At 41.5% G+C, this 22,795-nt stretch carries 23 protein-coding genes and 1 pseudogene; 5 read left to right on the forward strand and 19 right to left on the reverse strand.

Features of this window, described 5'->3' with window-relative positions; all coding sequences use genetic code 11:
• Positions 1 to 25 precede the first annotated feature (25 nt).
• A complete protein-coding gene (locus DFP77_RS03145; protein WP_114410846.1) occupies positions 26 to 979 on the forward strand; it encodes a LysR family transcriptional regulator in 954 nt (317 codons plus the stop codon).
• 100 nt (positions 980 to 1,079) lie between these two features.
• On the opposite strand, the gene can is transcribed toward DFP77_RS03145, so the two are convergent.
• The 5 genes from can to DFP77_RS03170 all read right to left on the reverse strand — a co-directional run bounded on the left by can (position 1,080) and on the right by DFP77_RS03170 (position 5,966).
• Complete coding sequence (gene can / locus DFP77_RS03150; RefSeq protein WP_114410847.1) at positions 1,080 to 1,712, reverse strand: carbonate dehydratase; 633 nt, start codon at positions 1,710 to 1,712, stop codon at positions 1,080 to 1,082.
• On the reverse strand, positions 1,705 to 2,562 hold the full coding sequence (locus DFP77_RS03155) for a putative RNA methyltransferase (protein WP_114410848.1): 858 nt from the start codon (positions 2,560 to 2,562) through the stop codon (positions 1,705 to 1,707). Before DFP77_RS03155 ends, can begins: the two co-directional genes overlap by 8 nt.
• A 119-nt stretch (positions 2,563 to 2,681) precedes the next feature.
• Positions 2,682 to 4,715 (reverse strand): putative bifunctional diguanylate cyclase/phosphodiesterase, encoded by a 2,034-nt coding sequence (locus DFP77_RS03160; RefSeq protein ID WP_114410849.1) that lies wholly within the window; start codon positions 4,713 to 4,715, stop codon positions 2,682 to 2,684.
• A gap of 49 nt (positions 4,716 to 4,764) precedes the next feature.
• Complete coding sequence (locus tag DFP77_RS03165; protein ID WP_114410850.1) at positions 4,765 to 5,628, reverse strand: DUF1853 family protein; 864 nt, start codon at positions 5,626 to 5,628, stop codon at positions 4,765 to 4,767.
• Entirely contained in the window at positions 5,625 to 5,966 is a 342-nt protein-coding gene (locus tag DFP77_RS03170; RefSeq protein WP_114410851.1) for a YqcC family protein, read from the reverse strand. Before DFP77_RS03170 ends, DFP77_RS03165 begins: the two co-directional genes overlap by 4 nt.
• 100 nt (positions 5,967 to 6,066) lie before the next feature.
• On the opposite strand from DFP77_RS03170, the gene DFP77_RS03175 reads away from it, so the two are divergent.
• Positions 6,067 to 7,143 carry a DUF3549 family protein gene (locus tag DFP77_RS03175; RefSeq protein WP_114410852.1) on the forward strand — a complete coding sequence of 359 codons (1,077 nt, stop codon included), beginning with the start codon at positions 6,067 to 6,069 and terminating at the stop codon, positions 7,141 to 7,143.
• A gap of 80 nt (positions 7,144 to 7,223) precedes the next feature.
• On the opposite strand, the gene DFP77_RS03180 is transcribed toward DFP77_RS03175, so the two are convergent.
• Positions 7,224 to 7,832, reverse strand: a complete 609-nt coding sequence (locus DFP77_RS03180) for a TetR/AcrR family transcriptional regulator (RefSeq protein WP_114410853.1) — start codon at positions 7,830 to 7,832, stop codon at positions 7,224 to 7,226.
• A 95-nt stretch (positions 7,833 to 7,927) separates the two neighbouring features.
• On the opposite strand from DFP77_RS03180, the gene DFP77_RS03185 reads away from it, so the two are divergent.
• Positions 7,928 to 8,809, forward strand: a complete 882-nt coding sequence (locus DFP77_RS03185) for an SDR family oxidoreductase (RefSeq protein WP_114410854.1) — start codon at positions 7,928 to 7,930, stop codon at positions 8,807 to 8,809.
• Positions 8,810 to 8,846: 37 nt separating this feature from the next.
• Here the strand turns inward: DFP77_RS03185 and DFP77_RS03190 are convergent, their stop codons facing one another.
• The 8 genes from DFP77_RS03190 to DFP77_RS03230 form a co-directional block, all read right to left on the reverse strand.
• Positions 8,847 to 9,137 (reverse strand): BrnA antitoxin family protein, encoded by a 291-nt coding sequence (locus tag DFP77_RS03190; protein ID WP_114410855.1) that lies wholly within the window; start codon positions 9,135 to 9,137, stop codon positions 8,847 to 8,849.
• A gap of 79 nt (positions 9,138 to 9,216) precedes the next feature.
• The gene (locus DFP77_RS03200) at positions 9,217 to 9,474 is read right to left on the reverse strand and encodes a type II toxin-antitoxin system prevent-host-death family antitoxin (RefSeq protein ID WP_114410856.1); all 258 of its coding nucleotides are present in this window, start codon (positions 9,472 to 9,474) and stop codon (positions 9,217 to 9,219) included.
• A 218-nt stretch (positions 9,475 to 9,692) separates the two neighbouring features.
• Entirely contained in the window at positions 9,693 to 10,058 is a 366-nt protein-coding gene (locus DFP77_RS03205) for a nucleotidyltransferase family protein (protein WP_147270548.1), read from the reverse strand.
• Positions 10,039 to 10,440 carry a hypothetical protein gene (locus DFP77_RS03210; protein ID WP_114410858.1) on the reverse strand — a complete coding sequence of 134 codons (402 nt, stop codon included), beginning with the start codon at positions 10,438 to 10,440 and terminating at the stop codon, positions 10,039 to 10,041. Before DFP77_RS03210 ends, DFP77_RS03205 begins: the two co-directional genes overlap by 20 nt.
• Positions 10,430 to 11,110: an HNH endonuclease signature motif containing protein gene (locus DFP77_RS03215; RefSeq protein WP_114410859.1), complete on the reverse strand. Its 681-nt coding sequence runs from the start codon at positions 11,108 to 11,110 to the stop codon at positions 10,430 to 10,432. Before DFP77_RS03215 ends, DFP77_RS03210 begins: the two co-directional genes overlap by 11 nt.
• An 86-nt stretch (positions 11,111 to 11,196) precedes the next feature.
• Positions 11,197 to 13,107, reverse strand: a complete 1,911-nt coding sequence (locus DFP77_RS03220) for a tetratricopeptide repeat protein (RefSeq protein ID WP_114410860.1) — start codon at positions 13,105 to 13,107, stop codon at positions 11,197 to 11,199.
• 47 nt (positions 13,108 to 13,154) lie between these two features.
• Complete coding sequence (locus DFP77_RS03225; RefSeq protein WP_114410861.1) at positions 13,155 to 14,102, reverse strand: nucleotidyltransferase domain-containing protein; 948 nt, start codon at positions 14,100 to 14,102, stop codon at positions 13,155 to 13,157.
• 2 nt (positions 14,103 to 14,104) lie between these two features.
• Entirely contained in the window at positions 14,105 to 14,989 is an 885-nt protein-coding gene (locus tag DFP77_RS03230) for a potassium channel family protein (protein ID WP_114410862.1), read from the reverse strand.
• A gap of 366 nt (positions 14,990 to 15,355) precedes the next feature.
• Here DFP77_RS03230 and DFP77_RS19735 point away from each other — a divergent pair.
• Positions 15,356 to 16,318 (forward strand): annotated as a pseudogene (locus DFP77_RS19735) (integron integrase).
• Positions 16,319 to 16,539: 221 nt separating this feature from the next.
• Here the strand turns inward: DFP77_RS19735 and DFP77_RS03245 are convergent.
• From DFP77_RS03245 to DFP77_RS03265, 5 genes are all read right to left on the reverse strand, one after another.
• A complete protein-coding gene (locus tag DFP77_RS03245; protein WP_114410864.1) occupies positions 16,540 to 16,800 on the reverse strand; it encodes a formyltetrahydrofolate deformylase in 261 nt (86 codons plus the stop codon).
• Between the two features lie 239 nt (positions 16,801 to 17,039).
• On the reverse strand, positions 17,040 to 17,900 hold the full coding sequence (gene purU / locus DFP77_RS03250; RefSeq protein WP_114410865.1) for a formyltetrahydrofolate deformylase: 861 nt from the start codon (positions 17,898 to 17,900) through the stop codon (positions 17,040 to 17,042).
• Positions 17,901 to 18,007: 107 nt separating this feature from the next.
• Complete coding sequence (rlmKL, locus tag DFP77_RS03255) at positions 18,008 to 20,173, reverse strand: bifunctional 23S rRNA (guanine(2069)-N(7))-methyltransferase RlmK/23S rRNA (guanine(2445)-N(2))-methyltransferase RlmL (protein WP_114410866.1); 2,166 nt, start codon at positions 20,171 to 20,173, stop codon at positions 18,008 to 18,010.
• Positions 20,174 to 20,291: 118 nt separating this feature from the next.
• Positions 20,292 to 21,332 (reverse strand): quinone-dependent dihydroorotate dehydrogenase, encoded by a 1,041-nt coding sequence (locus DFP77_RS03260; protein WP_114410867.1) that lies wholly within the window; start codon positions 21,330 to 21,332, stop codon positions 20,292 to 20,294.
• Positions 21,333 to 21,455: 123 nt separating this feature from the next.
• Positions 21,456 to 21,677: a DUF2835 family protein gene (locus DFP77_RS03265; RefSeq protein ID WP_114410868.1), complete on the reverse strand. Its 222-nt coding sequence runs from the start codon at positions 21,675 to 21,677 to the stop codon at positions 21,456 to 21,458.
• 111 nt (positions 21,678 to 21,788) lie between these two features.
• Here DFP77_RS03265 and DFP77_RS03270 point away from each other — a divergent pair, with 111 nt between their 5' ends.
• A complete protein-coding gene (locus DFP77_RS03270; RefSeq protein WP_309477155.1) occupies positions 21,789 to 22,775 on the forward strand; it encodes an AAA family ATPase in 987 nt (328 codons plus the stop codon).
• Positions 22,776 to 22,795 lie beyond the last annotated feature (20 nt).

The following is a 22,795-nucleotide window of genomic DNA, read 5'->3' on the forward strand; positions in this document are numbered from 1 at the left end:
TTAGTGGACGCGAGCCCCTTTCTTTATGCAGTTAGACAAAATAGATCTCAATTTACTTCGTTATTTAGACTCCTTATTACGGGAGCAAAACGTCACCCATGCAGCCAATCAGCTTGGCATTACCCAACCTGCCATGAGTAACGGCTTACGACGTCTAAGAGACCTATTTCATGACCCATTACTGGTCAGAACCAGCGATGGCATGATGCCAACTGCCTTAGCAATCCAACTCCAACCTCGTGTTCAAAGTATTCTACAATCCGTCGATGAAGTACTTCATCTCGGGCAAAGCTTCGAAGCAGAATCCAGCTCACGCGTGTTTCGTATCATGGCGAGCGATTACGCAGAAGCAACCTTGATTCCACCCTTGATGAAAAAGCTCCAGGAAGAAGCGCCTAACGTTATTCTTGATGTCATGAACCCAAGTGATGTTAGCTTTCACGATGTAGAGAAAGGTAAAGTAGACTTAGTGATCAACCGCTTTGACACGCTACCGCAATCTTTCCATCAAAAATCAGTGTGGGTCGATCATTTCTCTTGCCTAGTACCTGCTAACTCCGAGATCGCGAAAAATTTCTCATTAGAAACCTATCTTCAATCCCGACACGTTTGGGTAAGTAAAACAGGGTTTGGTGTTGGAGTTGGTATTCAACCAGAAGAAGTTCAAAAATTGGGTTGGGTCGATGGCTCCTTGGCTGATCTAGGTTTTAAACGAAATATTCGTTTATTTACTCGCAACTACAACGTTGCTATGCGCGCCACAGAACAGCTCGGACTAATCGCTACACTACCTTCCTTAGCCACTCGCCTAATGAAAGATAATGACAAGGTAGTGGTACTTCCACCACCATTTGAAATACCGCCTGTCGAACTTAAAATGTTGTGGAGCCCATTACTTCAACATGACCCAGGCCATATTTGGATACGCTCCAGTATTGCAGGTTGTGCAAAAACCATAGCAGAAAACAATAATCTCTAACTGGCTGGTGCCATTTAAAAGTGAAAATCAAACATAAAAAAACGAGCTCTAAGCTCGTTTTTTTATGGCAATATTTTGCTAAAGTTTAGGAAGCAAAATATTACATAGTCAGCATCTGCTGGGCGGACTCTTCAGCACTCGATACAGTTCTTTTCAAATCAGTAATGTGTCCATTATCAATACTGTAACACCAGCCGTGAACGTGAAGTTCTTGGCCGGTTTTCCAAGCATTTTGAACAATACTGCTCTGACAAACGTTTGCTACCTGCTCAACCACATTCAACTCACACATACGATCAAAGCGAGTATGCTCGTCAGCAATAGCATCAAGCTCGTCTTTATGTAGTCGATATACGTCTTTAATATGACGCAACCAGTTGTCTATCATGCCATGCTCTTCGGTGCCCATAGCCGCTTTGATACCACCGCAACCATAATGACCAACCACCATGATGTGTTTTACTTTTAGTACATCAACCGCAAATTGGATAACCGATAAACAGTTCAAATCCGTATGCACCACAACGTTAGCAATATTACGGTGTACAAAAACTTCACCCGGTAAAAGATCGACAATTTGGTTTGCTGGCACACGACTATCGGCACAACCAATCCAAAGGTACTCTGGCTGTTGCTGCTTTGACAGCGTAGAAAAAAACTCTGGGTCTTCTTCCGTTACTTTGGCAGCCCACTCTCTATTTTTAGCAAAAAGATCATCTAAATAATTAGACATGGTTCATTTCCTTAGCTTGTTTTTGATACCAGCGGAGTTTGATGTCTGCCGTTAAAATAATGGATTCAAGTTGTTGAACGGCCTCTCGGCCTTCATATGACGCCTTATGAATATGCGGTGTCATACTTAATAAATTCTGTATTTTTTCTTGCGAGTCTAAACTGAAAGTAAAAGTTTCCGCTTGCTCTAACACCAAATCAAAGCCAGACACGCCATCAGAAAATGTTTGTTTGTATTCATGAATAGAAGGATAGAGTATCTCACGCAACTCAATAAGGTGCTCTGGCCCCGACTCAACCAGCAACATCAAACCATTGTCACTGAGCACACGTGAAAATTCTGTGAATACTGGAAAGCCAAATAAGCATAAGACAAGATCAAAACGTTCGTCAGGCACAGGCAAGCTCGCATTGCTGCCAACTATCCAACTGACGGTTTTATCGCGCTTACTCGCCGCGGCAATCGCCCACTTAGATATATCAAGACCACAACGTTCCATCTGGATATTTTGATTCGATAACGCCTGACTGATTTCATCCAGATAATAGCCTTCCCCACACCCAGCATCGAGAACACGCATACCCTTTAAAAAATGACTTTTTGGCCAAGAATCAAGAACGGCCTGAACAATAGGAAAGTAGTGGTTTTGATTAAGAAAGGATTGTCTGGAAGCGACCATTTCTTTACTGTCGCCAGGATCTTTGGATCGTTTATTTTGTACTGGAAGAAGGTTCACATAGCCAGTTTTAGCTAAGTCGAAAGAATGTCCCTGCTCACATTTTAAGCTGCGCTGCTCGCGGCGTAATGGCGTGGCATCTATCGGACAAGACAGGTTTTCAAGCGTCAACACAGTTTACTCATCGGTTAATAATTTCACGTTCAAAAAGGATACCCTTTTACCAACACTCTGAACATCAAAAATCCTAAAGACATAATCATTTCTTATTTAACAAGCTAAAGGACTACTACTTACGCAAAAGTAACCACATTCTGACTGCTCATATAACGCAAAAAATCTTCCCCACATAAGGGTTTGGAAAACAAATAGCCTTGCACTTCTTGGCAGCCATATCCATCTAATAAGTCAAACTGCGATCGGGTTTCTACGCCTTCGGCAATGACTTTTAAATTTAAACTTTTTGCCATAGCTATGGTGGCTTTTACGATTGCATCGTTATCACTATCTAGCCCCAAATCATTAATAAAAGACCTGTCTATTTTTAAAGTTTGAATGGGGAATTTTTTTAAATACGCTAATGAGGAATAACCCGTACCAAAGTCATCAATTGACAAGGTTAAGCCCAACTTTCGAAAACCATGCAATTTGTCGATAGACTGCTGAGCGTCTGCCATCAACATACTTTCGGTCAATTCAAGTTCGAAATACTCAGGTTCAACACCCGTTTCTTGCAACACCCTTTCGACCATATCCACCAAATCAGCCTGCATAAATTGTCGACTAGATAAATTCACCGACATTTTAATAGGAGCAACCCCCGACTCACGCCATTCTTTTAACTGCCTACAAGCTCGTCGAATAACCCACTCGCCTAAAGGAAGAATCAAACCACTTTCTTCAGCTAAAGGGATAAACTGATCTGGACTGATCATCCCAAGTTCGGGATGCACCCAACGAATAAGAGCTTCAGCCCCTACAACCTCCTCGTCACATAAACGAATTTTAGGCTGATAATGCAAAACAAACTGCTCTTCCTCAATGGCTTTTCGTAAACCACCACCTAAAGTAAGATGCGCATCAATATTTTCAGCCATGTTATTTTCGTAAACAAAATACATATTATGGCCAGTAGATTTCGCACGATACATGGCGGCATCGGCATTTTTAAGTAAATTGTCTATATCATCAGCATGTTGAGGGTAGCTTGCGATACCAATGCTGGCGGTAATCATCATTTCCATTTTGGCGACAAGATAGGTATTGCTGGCGTTTTGCATAATGCTTTCAGCAATATTTTGTAGCTCTTCAATTCCGGTTGTATTTTCCAACACCACCACAAACTCATCGCCCCCCAAACGGTACAAACAAGCCCGAGGAGGAATACAGGTTTTGATTCGTTCAGCGACTCGCTGGATAAGCTCATCACCAACGCGATGGCCAAAGTTGTCATTAATAACTTTAAAGCTATCTAAATCTATATATAAAAGGCCAAACTCTCGCTCACGTTTACGTGCATTAACCAGCGCGCTTTCCAGCTGCTGATAAAGTAAATTGCGGTTTGGCAGTAAGGTTAGACTGTCGTAGTTATTAAGGCGATAAAGTGCGACTTCGTGGTCTCTTTCTTCCTGAATATCATGCGTTAATAAGTAAACATTATTATTTAAATGATGGTAAGACACCTCTACTTTATACCAACGCACGCCTTGTTTACTTGAAAGTCGTATTTCCTGAGATAGGCACTCCAGCCTTTCTAAGCGCTGTATAAAGCTATTAGCAGCGCCAGAAACAGCAAATAAATCTCTAATGTATTGGATATCTCCAAAAACACCTATAAAGCATTCACTTGCTTCAATCATCTCGCCCTTCGGATTAAAAGCAGCAAAAGATAAGGTTCTAAATTGTGTCAGCAAACCAGATGACTCTGGTGCCCGGGGAAGCGTTGACGAAGTAATTGAAGCAGTGATAGAAGTAGGAGTAGGCAAACTAACGTGGGAAAGGTCTGGATGAGCCTCGACTGACAAACCTCTACGACCATTACCTAATGAGATAACCGATCCAATCACCTTATAGCGAGCGCCATCTTTGGACACATAGGGCCATTTGAAAGGCAACTCTTCGCCTAACTCAAGAGCCTCGATGTACAAAGACAAGCGTTTTTGTAACGCATCGCCAATCAGGCGTTGGCCGGATTTAATATCATTCAAAGAGTCGGCTAACAGCGCCTCTGCAGCGTCATTGCACCAAGGAACACTCGATTGCTCGATATCTATAATCCAGGCAGCTAATGGCATTTTTGCATGCACAAGCATTGATAAATCAGTCATCAACTTTAAATACTACTATACGTTTTGACACTAGAGGCCTCGCAAACTATCACCATGAATCTGGTACAACAAACACATGTTTGCATATGTCCCCTGCTGCATCAGCAGCACTCCACATAAACACGTGTCTTGGACGTGAATCATGTAGGATCTCACCTACGAGATTGTAGGCAAATTGCGAATAATTGAAAGGAATATTCTCATTTACAGCAGGATAAGACAACCAATGAGGTTTCGGTAAAACTAAAAAATTTAAAAAATATGACTTTAGCAAGATAAAATCAGACGCTCTGATCCAACCACCGTATTCTGATTGAGCTAACCAAGTTGATATATCCTGCCCTGCATTAAGCGAGGAATACAATCGACCAAAAATCAACAAATTTGCCTGAGGCATTCGACCTTGCGCAATATCCGCAATGGCACACTTGCCCGCGTCTGTTTCTAAAATTCGTAACTGATGACCTCTGGCTCTAGATACTTTCTTTAGTAAGCTGTCATTTTTATTTGGGCCAATCCAATGGTCTGGATATAAATCTTGACGCTCTAAATAAAACTTAATGGCAATTTCAAATTGATGAAGCTGACCTGCTGGCGTTTCCACCAGCATGTCTACTTCGCCTAGAGTTTTGCCCTCACCAACAATCTGTACATGCTCGTAATGAACCGTCAAAACAGACAAATGACGAATCGCAAACGAGAACAAGGTCTCGAAATAGCTGCCAAGAAAATGAGACTTGCACTCTGTTACAGCGTCTATCAATGGCTGGGGTTGATCATCTAATGCTAGCAGCTGCGCTTCAACATCTGACAGCCAATAAGGCTCTAGCTCAAAATCGCGCTCAATATAATGCCCTTCAACTAGCCAAGCAATATCTTTTACAAAAGGATGTTGAACGCGATCCGAAATCACAGAGCACCACTTAAATGTTGATCAATACGGTTTAAACAAGCCACCAAAGAACGGACTTTAGACTGTGGCTTACCTTTAAAAGCTTCTTCCGCCATCGGAGATATATGGCATCGACTAGGTAAAGTTTCACCCGACGCTAACATCATTTTAAAACGCTCTATCATCACAAAACGCAACCACTGCTCGAACGACATAGAATCAACACAGAAAGGCTCTGTGCTTGCTACAGCCTCTTTTGAAGGTATCTCACATTCCCAAACACCACAGTCTTGCATTGCCATTTGCAAGTCCATCAATAAATCAGCCAACACATGATGGGCAGAAAAGGCTTTTTTCAACCTGATTTCTCCTTTGAAAAACGGTAAGATAGCGAATCTTTTTTAAAGCGATAACGGTACATTAAATACCTTTATCGACCATATGAGCCCAAACTTTAGTATGAATAAAATCGAATCTCTTTCAGACCTATTTACCACGGTTGGTTGCGATGTAAGCTACTACGACCTAGGTCGCAACATCACAAAAATCACACCGCAACAAGCCATCCAATTTGATCGCAAACAACAGGCTTACCCATTCCCATTTCGTCAACACGCTTGGTTGGCCTGCCTGTTAAAAATGAAAAATACCAAAACAACAGCCCAAAATACTCAAGATCAAAGTGTTATTTGGTTTATTAAAATGCCACTAGACGAAGCTGGCTGCTTAAACCTAGGCACACGTGACCACTTCATTAAAAGTATTGTTGATAAAATACTGCACAAAGGTGAAGAAGCGGGGTTATCAGAAGCCCTAGAGGACAACCCCTATGCCTTCAAACCAGACCAAGAGCGCATGGCTAGTTTTCACGCCATTCTTGGCAAAGACCTGCATAAAACACAGTCGCACTATTTCGATGACGTCATTGCATACCTGTCATCTGATCTAACAGATGCTAACGACGGCTGGCAAACACTTGGTTTACAAGGCATTGCTGAACTTGCCGCCAGAGTAAATGAAGACAAATACCAAGCACTTATACAAAAAGCCATTCAACATGCTGCTAAGCCCGTAGTTAGTGCTTTATGCCACGCTCTTGAGCACGAGACTCTATCTAACCAGTTACAAGATACGCTTATCGAACAACTGCAAACCGAGCAAGACGCGCTGATGCAAGCCAGTTACTTACGTGCCCTATCCAGAGCCGATTTAAACGACACGCTATTACTGCCGCTGTTTGGTCTACTTGGTAGCCTAACCGAATGCAAAGACGACGACCTTCACCCTATCGCTGCCCTTGCCGCAAAATGCCCCCATTGGTTGGGTCAAAACCCACAACTAATGCGCATCATCATGGAAAAACTGGCTCACAGAGAAGATGGCTACATCGCCTTCAAACAAATCGCCGCCGAACTCAGCCAACACCCAGAAGCCAAACAACCACTTTGGGCATTACTGCGCAGCGGACACGCCAGCCCACAACTGGCCCAAGCCGTGAGTTATATATTCACACAAACACCAAAGTCAGTGCAGTAATTGGGAAAGGTTAGAAATAGAGGGATTGGAGTCTGGAGCGTTTGAAATGAACAACCCAGACTCTGGTTTTTAACATAGTCCTACTTCAGTATTGAAAGAGCAGCCACGAGTATTTTCTGAACCATCTGCGGATCTTCACCGCGCGCCACCTGAGACGAAGCGTTACTTAGCTGTGCATCGATATAAGTAGCGGCAAATTCTGACGACATCTCTGCAGAAAACTCACCTTTAGCCTTTGAACGCTCTACCCATTTTTGAAAAGTAACAAGACCCTGCTCTTCAAGAAAGTCTACCTGCGCTCGAGTCGCTTCACCCAAATGCGTTCGTGATTCACGCATTTTTATAAAAAGACAGCCATTTGGAGATTCATCATGACAACTAACTGAAGCGGCAAACGATATAAGGTTATCAAGAGCCTCTCTAAATGGAACGTCACTATTCAGCATCTGCTGAACTGGACCTAACACTTGCTCTTGATACCTGATAAGTACAGCCTTCATCAAGCCATCTTCATTTGAAAACTCACGATAAAGACCAGGCTTTGATACACCAGACCTCCTGCAAATTTCATTAAGAGACAAATTGGCTATGTTCTCTTTCCAATAAGAATTCATTGCCACATCTAAAATATGATCGCGATCTAGGGTCTTTGGTCGCCCCCTTGAAGGCTTAATTGAATCTAAACTCATTTTAATACCACCCAGTATTTTAATTTGACATACTAATCTTTTGCGCTTATTGTACCGCCTGGTACTTAATTAGCAAATCGAATAGGAAAGAAAAAATGAGCAATACAAAAAAAAGCATCGTTATTACAGGAAGCAGCAGTGGCTTTGGTCAAAAATCAGTAAAAGATTTTGCAGATAAAGGCTATCAAGTGTTCGCCACTATGCGCGGTCCAGAAGGTAAAAATTCTGCAGTTAAAGCAGAGCTGGAAGCGTATAGCGATTCAATTCAAGTTGTTGATATGGATGTTACCAACGACGAATCAGTCAAAAACGCCATTGCAAGCGTACTAGATAAAGCAGGCAAAATTGATATTTTACTTAACAATGCAGGCGTGATGTATCTTGGCATTACAGAAGCATTTAGTATTGACCAAGCTCGCGAGCAAATGGAAACCAACTACTATGGCGCTATGCGCACTATTCTGGCCGTTTTACCTGCGATGCGTGAAGCTAAGTCTGGCCTTATCATTAACACCTCATCCATGGTTGGCCAAATTTCAGCACCGTACTTTTCTACCTACGCCGCGACCAAACATGCTTTAGAAGGCTACCTTCAAGGTTTACGCTACGAAGTAGCGCCATTTGGCATCGATGTCGCCATCGTACAACCTGGCCCATTCCCAACAGGTCTAACAGCATCAGGACAACAACCATCACGTACAGACATACTGGATAGCTACGGTGAATTGGCAAACATCCCTACCGCCATGTTCGAAGAATTCGGTAAATTTATGCAGAGTGATCAAGCACCTAATCCACAAATGGTAGTAGATGCTTATTTAGCCCTAGCAGACATGCCTGCTGGTAAGCGCCCAACACGCACACCTGTTGGCTTGGTTTGGGGGGTTGATGAAATTAACGCCGCTAAACAACCTGTCCAAGACCGTGTTTTAACAGAAATGCAACTAGACAAAGTTCTAGGCGGCGCTGACGTATAATATTCGTCATCAGAGGCAAACAATACTTTGCCTCTTTTTAGACCGACATCAAGTGAATGTCGTGTTTGAGAAATGAATTGGAGTCTGGACGTCTGAATTTAAAGATGAGACAGACTCTTTTTTTTGGAATGCGTGAAATGACTAATTGCCACTCCATCTTCAAGTCACGGTGTGATTGCGCGCAGTCCCTTAAATACAAATTAATTAAGCTTTGATAAGGAATTCCCTTGTCGTCCGCCAACGCCTTAAAATACTCAACAGTATCCTCATCAAGCCTTATCGTGACCTGCTTCTTAAGCTTTTTAGCGTAAGGTTTTTTGACTGAAATTGCTTCGCAGCGTACGGATTACTAACTGCACTATACTCAGCAATATCATTCAGATTATCCAGTGCTGGCTCAGTCCAAATTACTTGAGCCATTTACTCATTTTCTCTTTGGCTTGCGACATATCCATTGTTCGATCTTCACGGATGGCCTGCTCGCCTTTCGCGATACCTTCCAAGATCTTCATCCGTTGCACCATTAACTCGTCATCAGCTACGTCAAGCAAATAGGCTGATGGCTGACCATGTTCGGTTATGAAAATAGGCTCTTTTAACTCACGTAAATCAGCAAGCAGCTTCGATGCCTGCCTCTTTAGCGTAGTAACGACTTCGGCTCTCATAGCAACATCTCAAATTAAAATGTATCACTCCAATTTGGAAAGAACTAATGCTGCCATCACCAGCTGATTATTCCCACTAGTCTCAATAATTGGCAAACATTCACCCACCGATCACGTAGGTCTGATGAGACGAGGAACGAGGCGTGATCTGACGAAACAAGCTCGGTAAGCATTTGCGATGTGATATTTAAAAGTAAACGCCTTGATAAGACAGACTTCTAAAAAATAGTAATTATGGTCGTAAGGCTAACGCCGCGCTCTGCGGCAAATTTGGAGCGCAGCGAGTAATTTATCCGCGTGAAGCGCTTTGTTAGCTCTTCACACTCGTTGACCGGGATGGCTTTTGAAATGGCCAAAAAGTTTGATTCCAGCTGTTCTTCATAGGTTAGCAAAGTTGCATCTACCTTGAGCTCACTGCATACCTCTAAGTACTCAATAAAGCTTAGGTGCTCTTTGTAAGCATTCTGCGGGAGGCACTTGCTCGGATCATACAAAAACAAAATGTCTAAGTCGTTTGGAGATGCAGTATTTATAAAAGACCCAAAAACATACACTTCTGTTCCTTCAGGCAACTTTGTAAGCATAAATTCGATTACCATCCCGATCCTTTTGATAATAGGTTTTGGGGTTAGTCCAGTTAAGTGCCCCAAAAAACTCACCTATATTAAAGATACCTAGATTATTCTCATCCCCATACTCTTTCGCTTCTCGTGTATAGCCATTCCAGTTAGCACAAGTAACTATGTAATCAGCCTCTGGAAATTCATTTCTAGCCCGATGAATTGCTGCAAGGCCAAGGCAATACTCATCGACAAGCAGCATATATATTGTCTCACCATTTATGTGAGTAATTGTGAACAATATATCTTTTGTTCTTACAAAGCTGGCTACTTTATCATGACCGCCTAATGCTCGTTCCGCAAAAGAGATAGCGCTATAGGAAACCCCCCAATCATTAAATGACATATTTGTTTACAACCTCTTCAAATCCTTTAGGAAAACGTAAAACGCCCTCGGTTCTTTCATAGCAATTCCTTTCAAATCCCTCTGCGTGCTCAATAAACTCATAACATAATTCAAGATCACTAACATCAACAAGATGGCTATTAATATTAATGATGTTTATGATTTTTCTATTGTTCGGAACGATAGTATCTAGTTTTCGTAAATTCCATACTTCGACCAAATTACTCATTGGGTTCGCTTTAGCTTCAGATGATTCGGGCCCAGCACTCCGCCAAACTTGGTGGTTCTGGACAAGTAGCCTTTTAATTGCTTTGGCAAGATCTGGCATTGATTCAAATTTTGGACTCAGAAAGGAATCACTCACATTTTGCTCGTGCACTGACTTCCATCTATGAATTTCTTCAACTGTGAATGTACCCTCTGGAGCTTTGTCAATTTCAGTATGATGAGTAGGGCACAACAAGATTAGATTTTCATAAGTGTCCTCACCGCCCTCGGCTTGGCCTCTAGGACCATCTGGCTTCTTAGCGATAATATGCGCCATCTCGCCTATTACAGTTGGATCATCAGCATCTAAAAACCTTATACATTCGACAGAACAACCTGGCTTAGAGCATCTACCAGCGGCCATTCCCCACAGTTTTTTCAAATCTTTCGTGGATATACTCATTACTCTCCTCGAAGAGCTAACGCCCGCATAATTGGCGCGAACTTGTGAGCGTCCTAATTAATGCGCTTGTTAGCAGTTAATATTGCTCAGTTGCACTCCAATCCAACCACATTAAAACTTTCTTGCTGTTTCGATTCGTCATGGGTAACTACTAGCAGGAACCACCCATCAAAACAATCTATGAAAGCACGATACCCCTTGTTATCGCTCTTATCCGTTTTTCCATATATAGAATAGTGCTGTAAATCAATCTTAATTTCACAATGGTCGGATTTTCCATTAACAAAACCATTCGCGGACACAAATAGATCTATAGGTTGGCTTAGCTTAATAGCATTAACTGCATTTTTGTAAGAATTTAAGTCAGTGTAAGACTTCATGATCAGAGGAAGCTCGATTTCTTGTGTATTCAGAACACCGATAGCAATCCGATCTTTGTTTGGCTTGGGAACATAGACTTCAAGACCGTCATAATTTACCAAATATGAGGATCTATCTATATTTTCTATTGAAATTGATAACGTTCTTTCCCAACCGATATCAACAATTACTAATGACTTATCTACTTCAAGTTCAGAGAGCTGCTTCTGATAATTCAATACCAAATTCCCAAACCCCAGTGGGTCGCCTTTTTCTATCAGGCAAAAAGCTAAGCCTAAATTGGCGACGAGATTGTCCGGAGTATTAAGCAAGCACCTTTCAAAGAGCTTAGTTGCTTCATCCACCTCCCCATAAAAGCGTTTTATTTCACCCTTTTGAGACAATGCTTCTGGAAGTCCTGGCTCTAGGAGCAAGGCAAAATCAATATGTTTAGCTGCCTCGGAAAACACTCCTTTGTTGAAATAGCAAACGCCAAGATTCAGATGCGGCGAGCTTAAATTAGAATTCAGCTCTATTGTTTTCTCAAAGTAACTTACCGCTTCGTCAACACTTCTTAAATTTAGGTATGCGACACCGACATTATAAATAATGAAAGGATCAGTGTTATCCTGGAACTCAGCGCTTTTCAATAACTCTAAAGCGAAGTCGTCATCTCCTTTCTCAGCAACTAAAGTCCCCTTTACTGCTAAGGCCATGGCGTACAAAGGATTAATCTTTAGAGCATTATCACAGTAGAGTATGGCGTTATCTATTTCACCCAAAATCTGCAAAATTCCAGCGCACTTTATATACAGTTTCTCGGATTTCACTGCCTTAGATAACTCTATATATTCTCTTAAAGCCTCTTCATAATGGCCATCGATGAGAAAGGTTTCTGCCTTGCTAACCTTTGAATTAACGCTGCTTAAAATCTCACTATGTTCTAAATCCAAATTTTCAAGAAAATTTAACGATGCTCCACCCTCTTCTTTGAGGATAAGTTTTTTTGAGTGTTTTTTAAAAATATTTTCAATGTCAGATCTTTCTATATACCCCCTCTCACTGCGACTTTCATATATAATAAATATCAATTCTTTTAAGCATTCATCCGCATCTAATAAAAGAGAGTGATCAATACCCCATTCAATCATCTCTAATTTAATTATCTCTCTAATCTTATCTTCAGGAAGAACGTCGACACTCCAAGTATTAGGAATTTCCCTGACATTTTCTATTGCAGTGCCATTCCGCTTTAAAACCTCTCTAAAATCTTCCGATACTGATATCTTTGAAAGAAGATCCTCACTAGAGAACTTATTATTTCTATATTGATTTAAGTAAGAGAGAAGCGTCGACAAGCTTTTATTTTTTGATGGCCCTAAAACAATTTGATTTTCACAAATATATTTCTTAACAATTGGTATTGATAGCTCTTCATACTTGACCTGAACATTTATTTTCTTATTGTCAAACAGCAGTGAAAAGTCATCATCTGTTTCTATTCCGATAGAATTGAACTCGCTCACATTAAGGTGCTTTAGAAAATAAAAGGCCGCACACAGATCTTGGTAAGCAAATCCAATAGAAGAGTTGCTTCCTCCTGTTTTTATTTTTCCAAAGTAACCCTTATTGCTCATACAAAATTTATCCCAACTCCAAGCTTGGTGAAAAGACTGCTAACGCCTCAAACACCGGCTTGCTGAAGCTGGCGGCTTTTTTGGAACAAAAAAGGTGACAGCTTCAGCAAGTCCGCGTGCTTTGACTTGTTAGCCCTTGCTCGAAACTCCAAGAGATAGTTATTTAAAAAACTTTTACTACTTACTGAAGTACTTGAGTAATGGTTAGGGCGTGTAATAATCTTATGAATTCGTTTCTCCGTATCTGAAGAAAGCGTAATTTCTGGAAAAAGTATCCTCAGAGACTCAACATACCTAAGAAGGTCGTATGTGGATTTGAAGTCATGATAATCTAGGCAATTGATATACCGATCTCTTTTGTGTAAACCCCACCCTTTTAGTGCTAGAACTTTTGATAAAATACTAACCCATTCATCGACGTCTCTCGCCACTATTTGTTGATTAACCTCACCATTTCTGTAATTGGATTTATGCTCCCTTAACCGTAAAAAAGTATTAATTTCATCTATACTTAGATTAAATTTCTTAGATATTTCAACACTCAATCTTTTAGTATTAAATACAAGATCATTATTTCTTGCTAAATACTTAACAAAGTAATCCCTTGAAAGCACAAATAAATAATCTGCCTTCCAGCCTAACAAGATTCGGTCTTGTGGCGACTGAATAGCATTAAGTATGCTGTCTCTAGACTGGTTAATTTCTTTAGTTTTTGGTTTTATAAATGAACAACACTCGATAAATCTTTTAAACTCACCATCCTTATCGAAGAGTATTTTTGATTCAAATTTTAAGTGCTGAATAAATAGCGAGCCTTTCTTTTGCATAAGCTCCAACTGCTTTGGTGTATATGCAGACACGCTATATCCTATTTTAGAGTACTTTTCTATGAGACTTCTTTTATTACCGGCTTCACAAACGATGAGTAGATCATGATCGCTCTTATCATCATTCCCACCAGAAACTTGTGACCCAAAAATAACTATGGCGAACATAATTAAGACCTTATTACTCTTGAACTAACAGAAGTTAGGAATAAGGATATTATTACTATTCCAAGTGTAACTTCCCCCGCGATAACAGCTTTTCCAAGCTGTGTTTGCGGATAAACATCACCGTACCCAAGAGTTGTTAAAGTAACTATTGTAAAATATATTGAGTCCATCAATGAACATATTTTTCCAGTTTTAAAAAAATCATCTCTGAATATGTAGTTCATTAAGGAGAGACTCGAAACAACAATCAAAAATGTTAAAAACACTCGATAGAGCTTTAATCCATATCCAGATGTCAAAAAATCGAAAAGATGGACAGACTTTTTCCATAGAAACGTAGCTATTCCAATGCGCCCTCTCTTATATTGAGAATTCAAATGTGCATTCTCTGCACGATGCATCATATAGAGACTCTGTTTTGCTCTATCAGGCTGTCTTTCATTACTTAGGTTCTTATATAGACTATGGTATAAATCAGCAGCTATATTTGTATCCGCCTTTAGATCAAAATTATTCTTAAAGTAAGCAGGGTCAATAAGGGTTCCTTCAAATTGGGACTTATTGGTGTTTGTGTCGATAAATGTGCAGTCGATAAACTCACAGTCAATAAATTTAGAACTGAGCAGCAAACAACCATTGAAAACGCAAGACACAAAGCTGACATTGCGAAATTCAGTATCCTTAAATGATACGTTCTTATATGTTTTTCTCTTCTGCTTCAGAACCCTTGATGGACCTGGATTGAACTGTTCTGGGAAATACAGAACATCTTCAAAAAAACCATGATCCGGATCCTCTTGATCCAAAAACTGCTCTTGATTCAGAAACTCCTCAAGAGAGTTTGTCCTATTAGGTGTTCCGGAAATTGAAAACTTATTTGCGGCCATTATTTATACTTGCTTTGCTTCTCGTTTTAAAGGCTAACAGTTTAATAGTGCGCATGCGCATTTACACATCTTTAAAATCTTCTTAATGTCTCTATAAATTACTGACTTTAAAAACATTAATATGGATATCAACAAAGTCTAAACCAGGAAAAACGAGCATGCGTGTTATTCCTTTTATCCACAGCGCGTTATTTTGGCTCTACGAATCCTTATTCATTGATATTAGAGGACTTTCTAACCAGTCACCAGTAAAAACACGCACTTTTTTGATTATTTTTCAGACAAAGCGTGCCAAAAATTGGCAAGCTCAAAAAATAAACTGTATATTTGTACAGTTATAAATCTATTATCCACAAGGAGTGTGTGATGTCTTCTAGCCCTTTCCTCAATCTTATTCGTCAAGAGCTGCGCCTACGCGGTTATAGCTTAAAAACAGAGAAATCGTACCTGTATTGGATTAAATACTTTATTCGTTTCCATAAGCTACAGCACCCTCAAAACATGGGCGCGGAAGAAGTAAGAGTGTTTTTATCGCATTTGGCGGTTGAGAAAAATGTTGCAATTAATACACAAAAATCGGCCCTCAACGCCCTCGCCTTTTTATATAACAAATTGCTAAATCAACCATTGGGTGATTTAGGGTTCCAGCATGCTAAACAAGGGCGGCGTTTACCTATTGTTTTAGCTCCCAATGAGATTCAAAACATATTAGGTTGTATGAATGAACGAGACCACTTAATATTTTCGTTACTGTATGGTTCAGGCCTTAGAATTAGCGAATGTTTACGTATTCGCATTCAAGATATTAATTTGGATCAGGGTAGTTTAGCTGTTCGTTGCAGTAAGGGTAATAAAGATAGAACTACCATTCTTAGCCGTAAATTAGCTTAACCTTTAGGCAAACAAAAGTCCTATGCCCAACAAATCCAACAAAATGACAACGCGAAGGGTTATGGCCCTTCTTTGCCATTTGCGTTATCAAGAAAGTACCCAAATGCATTTCGTCAATTCAGTTGGATGTTTTTATTTCCCTCTACATCAATTTGCCCGCACCCTTTAACGGGTGAATTATGCAGGCATCATTTACATGAGTCAGTGCCTCGTAAGTCATTAAAAAAAGCCGTCAATGACGCTAGAGTTAATGAGAGAAGAGTAAATTGCCACACCTTTCGTCACTCTTTTGCAACGCATTTATTAATGGCTGGTAGAGACATAAGAACGGTTCAAGAGTTATTAGGTCATAATGACGTATCAACAACACAAATTTATACCCATGTAATTGGTCAACATTTTGCGGGAACAAATAGCCCTCTTGATCAAATCTTATAAAACAGGAAGAAATAATTACATTGTCGGCATAAATACGCGACCTACGTGGAATCTTGGTTCATGACGATTTACGATGAAAGCAAACGGCGTTTTGATGAGGTAGGCGTTAGTTTCGAAGATAAACGCCGTTTGGTTTTATCTAGGATCTGAATCCTTGCCATAAAAAAGGCCCCATTTACCTGAGAAGAAAAAATGGGGCCAAGGTAGACATAAATCTGTTATCAATGGCGGGTCTGTTCTGGGTCGTTCGTTTCACGCATTCGTTTACGATGTTCGACAAATTCGTCGCTTAGCATGTAGTCGCCCTGCTCGGTGTGAGCCAGTGCACCACGGTTGACGAGTGCGTCTAAGGTTTTTGGTAACACCTTTTGTCGGCGTTCGCCTTTAATAAAGTAAAATTGCTCACCCAATTGGATCAATTTAAAACCAGATTCTAGGTACCCAACACATAAGTTTTGAGTTGGCGTTAACTTGAGTTTCATTGTTCACCTCACATTGCCTGCCGTCTCTTAAATGTAAATCAATTGATCATTTATCGTTCATGTTAACTATAGACACTTTTTTCAAGAACAGTAATTTTCTACCTCTAACATTACAAAAAGATAAAAAAAGAAACCTTTTCGTCCTGCCAAGGGTTGAACCGTCGCTTAACAGTCTCAAAAAGCCAAAAAAAAGGGAAGACATGAAGCCTTCCCTTTTCACAAACCTTGCAGTGCTTGCTTTATTCAGCAAACACGACGGTTTTATTACCATGTACAAGAACGCGATCTTCCAAGTGGTAACGAAGTCCACGTGACAGTACAAGTTTTTCGATGTCTTTACCAAGGCGAACCATGTCTTCTGCCGCGTGGCTGTGGCGAACACGAATCACGTCTTGTTCGATAATCGGACCTGCGTCTAAGTCTGCAGTGACGTAGTGACAGGTTGCGCCAATCAATTTCACACCTCGCACGGCAGCCTGGTGGTAAGGCTTAGCACCAATGAAAGATGGTAAGAAGCTGTGGTGAATATTGATTACCTTGTGACGGTATTTCTCGCACAAGTATTCAGGAAAGATCTGCATGTAGCGCGCTAGCACAATGGTGTCAGCACCGGACTGATCAATGCAGGCTTCAATTTCTTGGAAGGCAGGCATTTTGTCTTCTTTCGGCACAGGAATGCAGAAATACGGAATCTTGTACCACTCAACCATAGAACGAAGGTCTTCATGGTTAGCAATCACACCAACGATTTCACAGTTCAATTCGCCGGTGTGCCAACGGTGCATAATGTCATTTAGGCAATGGGATTCTTTGGTTGCTAACAAAATGACCTTAGGGCGATCTTCACTGTCTTTTACATACCAACGCATGTCGAATTTTTCGGCGATTGGCGCGAATTCTTTGCGGAAGGTTTCAACGTCAATATTTAAGCTTTCTGCATCAATATCGTGACGCATAAAGAACCATTTTTGCTCTAAATCTGTGTGGTGACTTGCTTCGATAATCGAGCCTTGGCGATCGTTCAAGAACTGGCTAACGGCCGCTACAATCCCCACTCTGTCGGGACAACTAATCACAAGTCGAAATGTTTTCTTTCTCATAGTAAAACTTATAAACCTTAAAAAACTCTTAAAAGCTAAAAAGACTAAACAAGCTGCTTAGCCTTAATAAAACGTCAGCAAATTATACTGAACCCAGGTAATTATGCTTACTTATTCTTAATGATGTAGCACTGGTGGATTTTGTCATTACGATCAAAATCTGGGTCTAGCGTTTCGCGAGTGATGTTTTTCACGTTGTATTCTTGCTCTAACGATTCGTCCAATACAAAACGACGGTAGTTATTGGAGAAGATAAGTTCGCCACCTCTCGCCAGTCTTGCCATTGCCAAACGCACAAGTTCACCATGATCTCGCTGAATGTCTAACACGTCCGCCATTTTTTTCGAGTTAGAAAACGTTGGCGGATCCATGAAGATCAAGTCGAATTTATCGTGGCTTTGTTTTAGCCATTCGATACAGTCCGCACGTTCCACTTGGTGATGAAGGTCTGAAAACTCATTCAATTCGATATTACGACGCGCCCACTCAGTGTAGGTGTTCGACATATCAACACTCAATGAACTGCGCGCGCCACCTTGTCCGGCATGAATCGACGCGGTTGCGGTGTAGCAGAACAAGTTTAAGAAACGTACACCATTGGCTTTGTCTTGAATTAATTTACGCACTGGACGGTGATCAAGGAACAAACCAGTGTCCAAGTAATCTTTTAGATTAACAATGAAGTCACAGCCGTATTCTTCTACGATCATTTCGTGTTTCGTCTGATCTATTTTTTCGTATTGCTCTTTGCCAGTCTGTCTTTGGCGTTTTTTCAAGATCACATTGGACTCTGAAATATTCAATGCGGTCGGAATCGCAGACATGACTTCAAACAAACGCTGCTTAGCTTTTTCTGGATCAACACTTTTAGGCGCTTGGTATTCTTGCACGTGTGCCCAATCACCATACACATCGATAGCAACCGCGTATTCAGGCATGTCGGCATCGTAAACGCGGTAACACTGGATCTTGTTCTTCTCGACCCATTTTTTCAGTTTCTTGGCGTTTTTTTGTAGGCGATTAGCAAACATTTGTGCGCCTGGTGTCATCACGGATTGCGCAACCACGTCTTCTTTGATGCTGCCAGCCAGCAAAGGAAAACGATAAGCACGACATTCGATGCCACCGTTGATAACACGCGTGCTTTTTTCTGGACGAACGGGAATTTGACGCGCCAGATGATCATTGCTGGTCAGCATCATGAACTGCCAACCGCGCACATGTGTTACGACCCATTCACCTAGTTGACGATATAATGCGATCAAAGCCATTTCATCACCAATACGCTCACCGTAAGGTGGGTTGGTGATCACAAGGCCCGGTACGTCTGGCGTGATGTCGAACTCATGCTCTTGGAATGACATCATGGAGACATCAATCACATCGGTTAAACCTGCACGCTTGATGTTTTCGCGCGCGGCAGCAATGGCTTTTTGCTCTCTATCCGTTCCTTGAAAACGAATTCCCAAGGTTGCTGGGTCTTTTTTACGGTTCTTGGCAAAATCCATTAATTGTTGCCACATACGGTGATCGTGCTGTTTCCAGCCTTTGAATCCCCAATATTGACGACGTAAACCCGGTGCGATATCCAAAGACATCAAAGCGGCTTCAACAAGAAACGTACCAGAACCACACATAGGGTCGATCAATTGCGTTAAACCGCAATCGGTTCCCCAACCTGCGCGCAGCAAAAGACCTGCTGCTAAGTTTTCTTTAAGTGGTGCCATGCCGCCATGTTGACGGTAGCCACGGCGGTGCATACTTTCGCCAGACAAATCGATACTTACCGTTACGACTTCACGTTTAATGCGCAAAGCAATGCGTACTTCTGGCTGTTCTTTTTCGACGTTAGGACGTTCGCCTGTTAATGCCACAAAATAATCGGCAATCGCATCTTTTGCACGAACTGCACCAAATTGTGTGTTACGAATATGGTGATTAGTACCATGACAATCGATCGCCATGGTGTTGGTCGCTTTCATGTGGTCAGACCACGGAATGGCTTTCACGGCATCGTATAAGTCATCAGCCGATTCTATTTTGAAGTTGGCAATCGGCAACATAACGCGAGTGGCGACACGAGACCAAAGACAGGCTTTGTACATACCTTCTAAATCTGTGTTCAATTTGACTTGCGCTTCACCCAACCGAGTTTGCGTTAGGCCTTCGCCATGCAACTCTTTTTCCAAGACATTTTCTAACCCAAGTGGACAGGTTATTTCTAGTGCGTAAACCTGACTTGTGGAATCAGTTGTCTGTAATATAGTGCTCATTTATAAAATACTTTTTTAAATTTCAGTGAATGTTGCAAGACACATAAAGAATGCGGAATAAAATTCCGCCTATCCAACGAGACGCCAAAATACGCGCCTTGCTTTTAGTTCGATAATATTAGATACCCAGATCAAGTTCTCGGTAATAAGCATCAGTGCTTGCTATTGCTTCCTTGATTAACTCTGGGCCCTGATAAATAAAGCCTGAGTAAATTTGCACTAATCGCGCTCCAGCTTGCAGCTTTTCAACGGCGTCTGCGCCACTTGAAATACCACCCACACCAATAACTGGCAAGGTGTCTTTCAGGTGTTCAGTTAAGGTTCTTACTACATGAGTCGATGCATCACGTACTGGCGCACCGCTCAAACCTCCCGCTTCTTTTTCGAATTTATGACCTAGAACCGCTTCGCGAGACAAGGTGGTATTAGTGGCAATAATACCATCAACGCCCTGTTCGACCAGTGTATCAGCAACCATTTTAATTTCATCGTCCGTCATATCAGGCGCAATTTTCACTGCTAATGGAACACGCTTACCATGTTCGGCTTCATAACGGTCACGGGCAACTGTTAGAGGCGCAATAAGCTGAGCCAAACTTTCTCCAAACTGCAGGCTGCGAAGACCTGGGGTATTTGGTGAGCTGATGTTCGCGGTAATGTAATCTGCGAATGGAATTACGCTTTCTAAACAAGCTAGATAATCCGCTGCGGCATCTTCTACCGAAGTCGTTAGATTCTTGCCAATATTAACGCCTAATATTCCTGGGTAACGATGAGACTTAATACGAGATACTAGGTGATCAACGCCTTTGTTGTTAAAGCCCATGCGGTTAATAATGGCATCATGCTCCGGCAGGCGGAACAAACGTGGTTTTGGGTTACCAGCTTGGCCTTTTGGCGTCACTGTTCCTACCTCCACAAAACCAAAACCTAATGCGCCTAACGCCTCAAAAGCGTCAGCATTTTTATCTAAACCTGCCGCTAATCCAACGGCATTAGGAAAACGCAACCCCATAACATCTACTGGCTTAGTAGAAGGTAAACCGCCTAGAAATTTGTTCAACCCCAATCGACTGCTTGCTGCAAGAAGATCCAATGACAGTTCATGGGACACTTCTGGGTCCAATTTAAAAAGTAATGAGCGAGCAAGTTGGTACATTGTTAGGGCTCCTTGGCTGTTAAGATCAGGAAAATACTTTTCTGATCTTTGCTATTTAATAATAGTATCTAATTCTTACTATCTAACTTTACGCTATCTGATTATGTACTATCTAATTTTAGGCTATCTAATCTTAGTTACTGCGATCAGTTTATTCATGTTGTCAAATTCTACTTCAAAAAAACCATAAATCCCTTCATGGGTTACGAACCGCTGAAAAGCTGATAAAGGCAACTGAACTTTACGCCCATCTAGACAGCTTGCTACTAAGTTTTTTGCTGAACCTGCGTACATAGCTTCATATTTAAACGCGGGCAAAGCCACATTTAATACAAGTTTTGCCATTTTTTCGTCCTGTGCTTACGTTACCCTTACAGAGAACGCTCTGTGCGTAAAGATTTGAATCCGATAAGATGAAGACTATTATATTGCGTTGACACTTTTATTGACAGAAGTATAAGGAACCTAGGTTCAATGGTAACTGTAATTGAGCAATTAAAAGATCACCTAAATCATGCCGTTGTCGGCCAACCAGATTTAACCCATGAACTACTTGTCGCTTTAATCGCCAATGGACATGTCCTGTTAGAAGGGCCTCCAGGTATAGCCAAAACCACAGCGGCCAAAGCATTGGCCAGCTCCATAAACAGCCGCTTTCAACGCATCCAGTTTACACCAGACCTTTTACCTGGCGATGTCACGGGCTCTGATATTTATCAGCAAGAAACCGGTCAGTTTAGCTTTATCCCCGGCCCGATTATGAACGATATAGTACTCGCCGACGAAATCAACCGAGCACCGGCCAAAGTACAGTCAGCGCTACTCGAAGCAATGGGCGAAGGGCAAGTCACTGTGGGCAATCACAGCTATGCCCTTTCGTCTTTATTTTTTGTGATTGCGACACAAAATCCCATCGAGCAAGAAGGTACTTATCCTTTACCAGAAGCGCAGCTTGACCGTTTTATGATGAAAATAAACCTAGGTTATCCAAGCGCTGTTAGCGAATTGGAAGTACTCAGGTTAGTTCGCCAACAGGACCTACATAAAACGTCGGCCAGTGCACCTCAGCCACTTTGCCAACCAAGTGACATTCTTGAGCTTCAGCAAAAAGCATTGTCTTTGTATATGTCTGAGAGTGTCGAAGAATACATAGTGCAACTGGTCATGGCGACAAGACAGCCGGAGCTTTATTTAGGTGATGCAGCCAAAGGCACAAACCTTATTGAATTTGGTGCTAGCCCACGTGGTACCTTAGCACTAGATCGTTGCGCTCGTGCCAACGCCTTGCTAAATGGCAGAGACTTTGTCACGCCTGATGATGTCCGCCAGATTGCCTTGCCCGTGTTGCGTCATCGTGTCATTACCACGTTTGAAGCTCAAGCCGCCGGTTTATCCGTTGATGATTTATTGAAGCGATTAATTAGCCACGTTCCGGCGCTGTAGTTTAAAGAATCGAAATACAA

It is taken from the genome of Marinomonas foliarum (assembly GCF_003337275.1).
GTDB classification, from domain to species: domain Bacteria; phylum Pseudomonadota; class Gammaproteobacteria; order Pseudomonadales; family Marinomonadaceae; genus Marinomonas; species Marinomonas foliarum.

Coding starts and splice junctions, on each gene's coding strand:
- DFP77_RS03175 (WP_114410852.1), top strand. CDS start 6,067: ATGAATAAAATCGAATCTCTTTCAGACCTATTTACCACGGTTGGTTGC.
- DFP77_RS03160 (WP_114410849.1), bottom strand. CDS start 4,715: ATGACTGATTTATCAATGCTTGTGCATGCAAAAATGCCATTAGCTGCC.
- DFP77_RS03200 (WP_114410856.1), bottom strand. CDS start 9,474: ATGAGAGCCGAAGTCGTTACTACGCTAAAGAGGCAGGCATCGAAGCTG.
- DFP77_RS03220 (WP_114410860.1), bottom strand. CDS start 13,107: ATGAGCAATAAGGGTTACTTTGGAAAAATAAAAACAGGAGGAAGCAAC.
- DFP77_RS03180 (WP_114410853.1), bottom strand. CDS start 7,832: ATGAGTTTAGATTCAATTAAGCCTTCAAGGGGGCGACCAAAGACCCTA.
- DFP77_RS03265 (WP_114410868.1), bottom strand. CDS start 21,677: ATGGCAAAACTTGTATTAAATGTGGCTTTGCCCGCGTTTAAATATGAA.
- DFP77_RS03210 (WP_114410858.1), bottom strand. CDS start 10,440: ATGTCATTTAATGATTGGGGGGTTTCCTATAGCGCTATCTCTTTTGCG.
- DFP77_RS03185 (WP_114410854.1), top strand. CDS start 7,928: ATGAGCAATACAAAAAAAAGCATCGTTATTACAGGAAGCAGCAGTGGC.
- DFP77_RS03260 (WP_114410867.1), bottom strand. CDS start 21,332: ATGTACCAACTTGCTCGCTCATTACTTTTTAAATTGGACCCAGAAGTG.
- DFP77_RS03245 (WP_114410864.1), bottom strand. CDS start 16,800: ATGAAACTCAAGTTAACGCCAACTCAAAACTTATGTGTTGGGTACCTA.
- DFP77_RS03205 (WP_147270548.1), bottom strand. CDS start 10,058: ATGCTTACAAAGTTGCCTGAAGGAACAGAAGTGTATGTTTTTGGGTCT.
- DFP77_RS03225 (WP_114410861.1), bottom strand. CDS start 14,102: ATGTTCGCCATAGTTATTTTTGGGTCACAAGTTTCTGGTGGGAATGAT.
- rlmKL (WP_114410866.1), bottom strand. CDS start 20,173: ATGAGCACTATATTACAGACAACTGATTCCACAAGTCAGGTTTACGCA.
- DFP77_RS03145 (WP_114410846.1), top strand. CDS start 26: ATGCAGTTAGACAAAATAGATCTCAATTTACTTCGTTATTTAGACTCC.
- can (WP_114410847.1), bottom strand. CDS start 1,712: ATGTCTAATTATTTAGATGATCTTTTTGCTAAAAATAGAGAGTGGGCT.
- purU (WP_114410865.1), bottom strand. CDS start 17,900: ATGAGAAAGAAAACATTTCGACTTGTGATTAGTTGTCCCGACAGAGTG.
- DFP77_RS03215 (WP_114410859.1), bottom strand. CDS start 11,110: ATGAGTATATCCACGAAAGATTTGAAAAAACTGTGGGGAATGGCCGCT.
- DFP77_RS03230 (WP_114410862.1), bottom strand. CDS start 14,989: ATGGCCGCAAATAAGTTTTCAATTTCCGGAACACCTAATAGGACAAAC.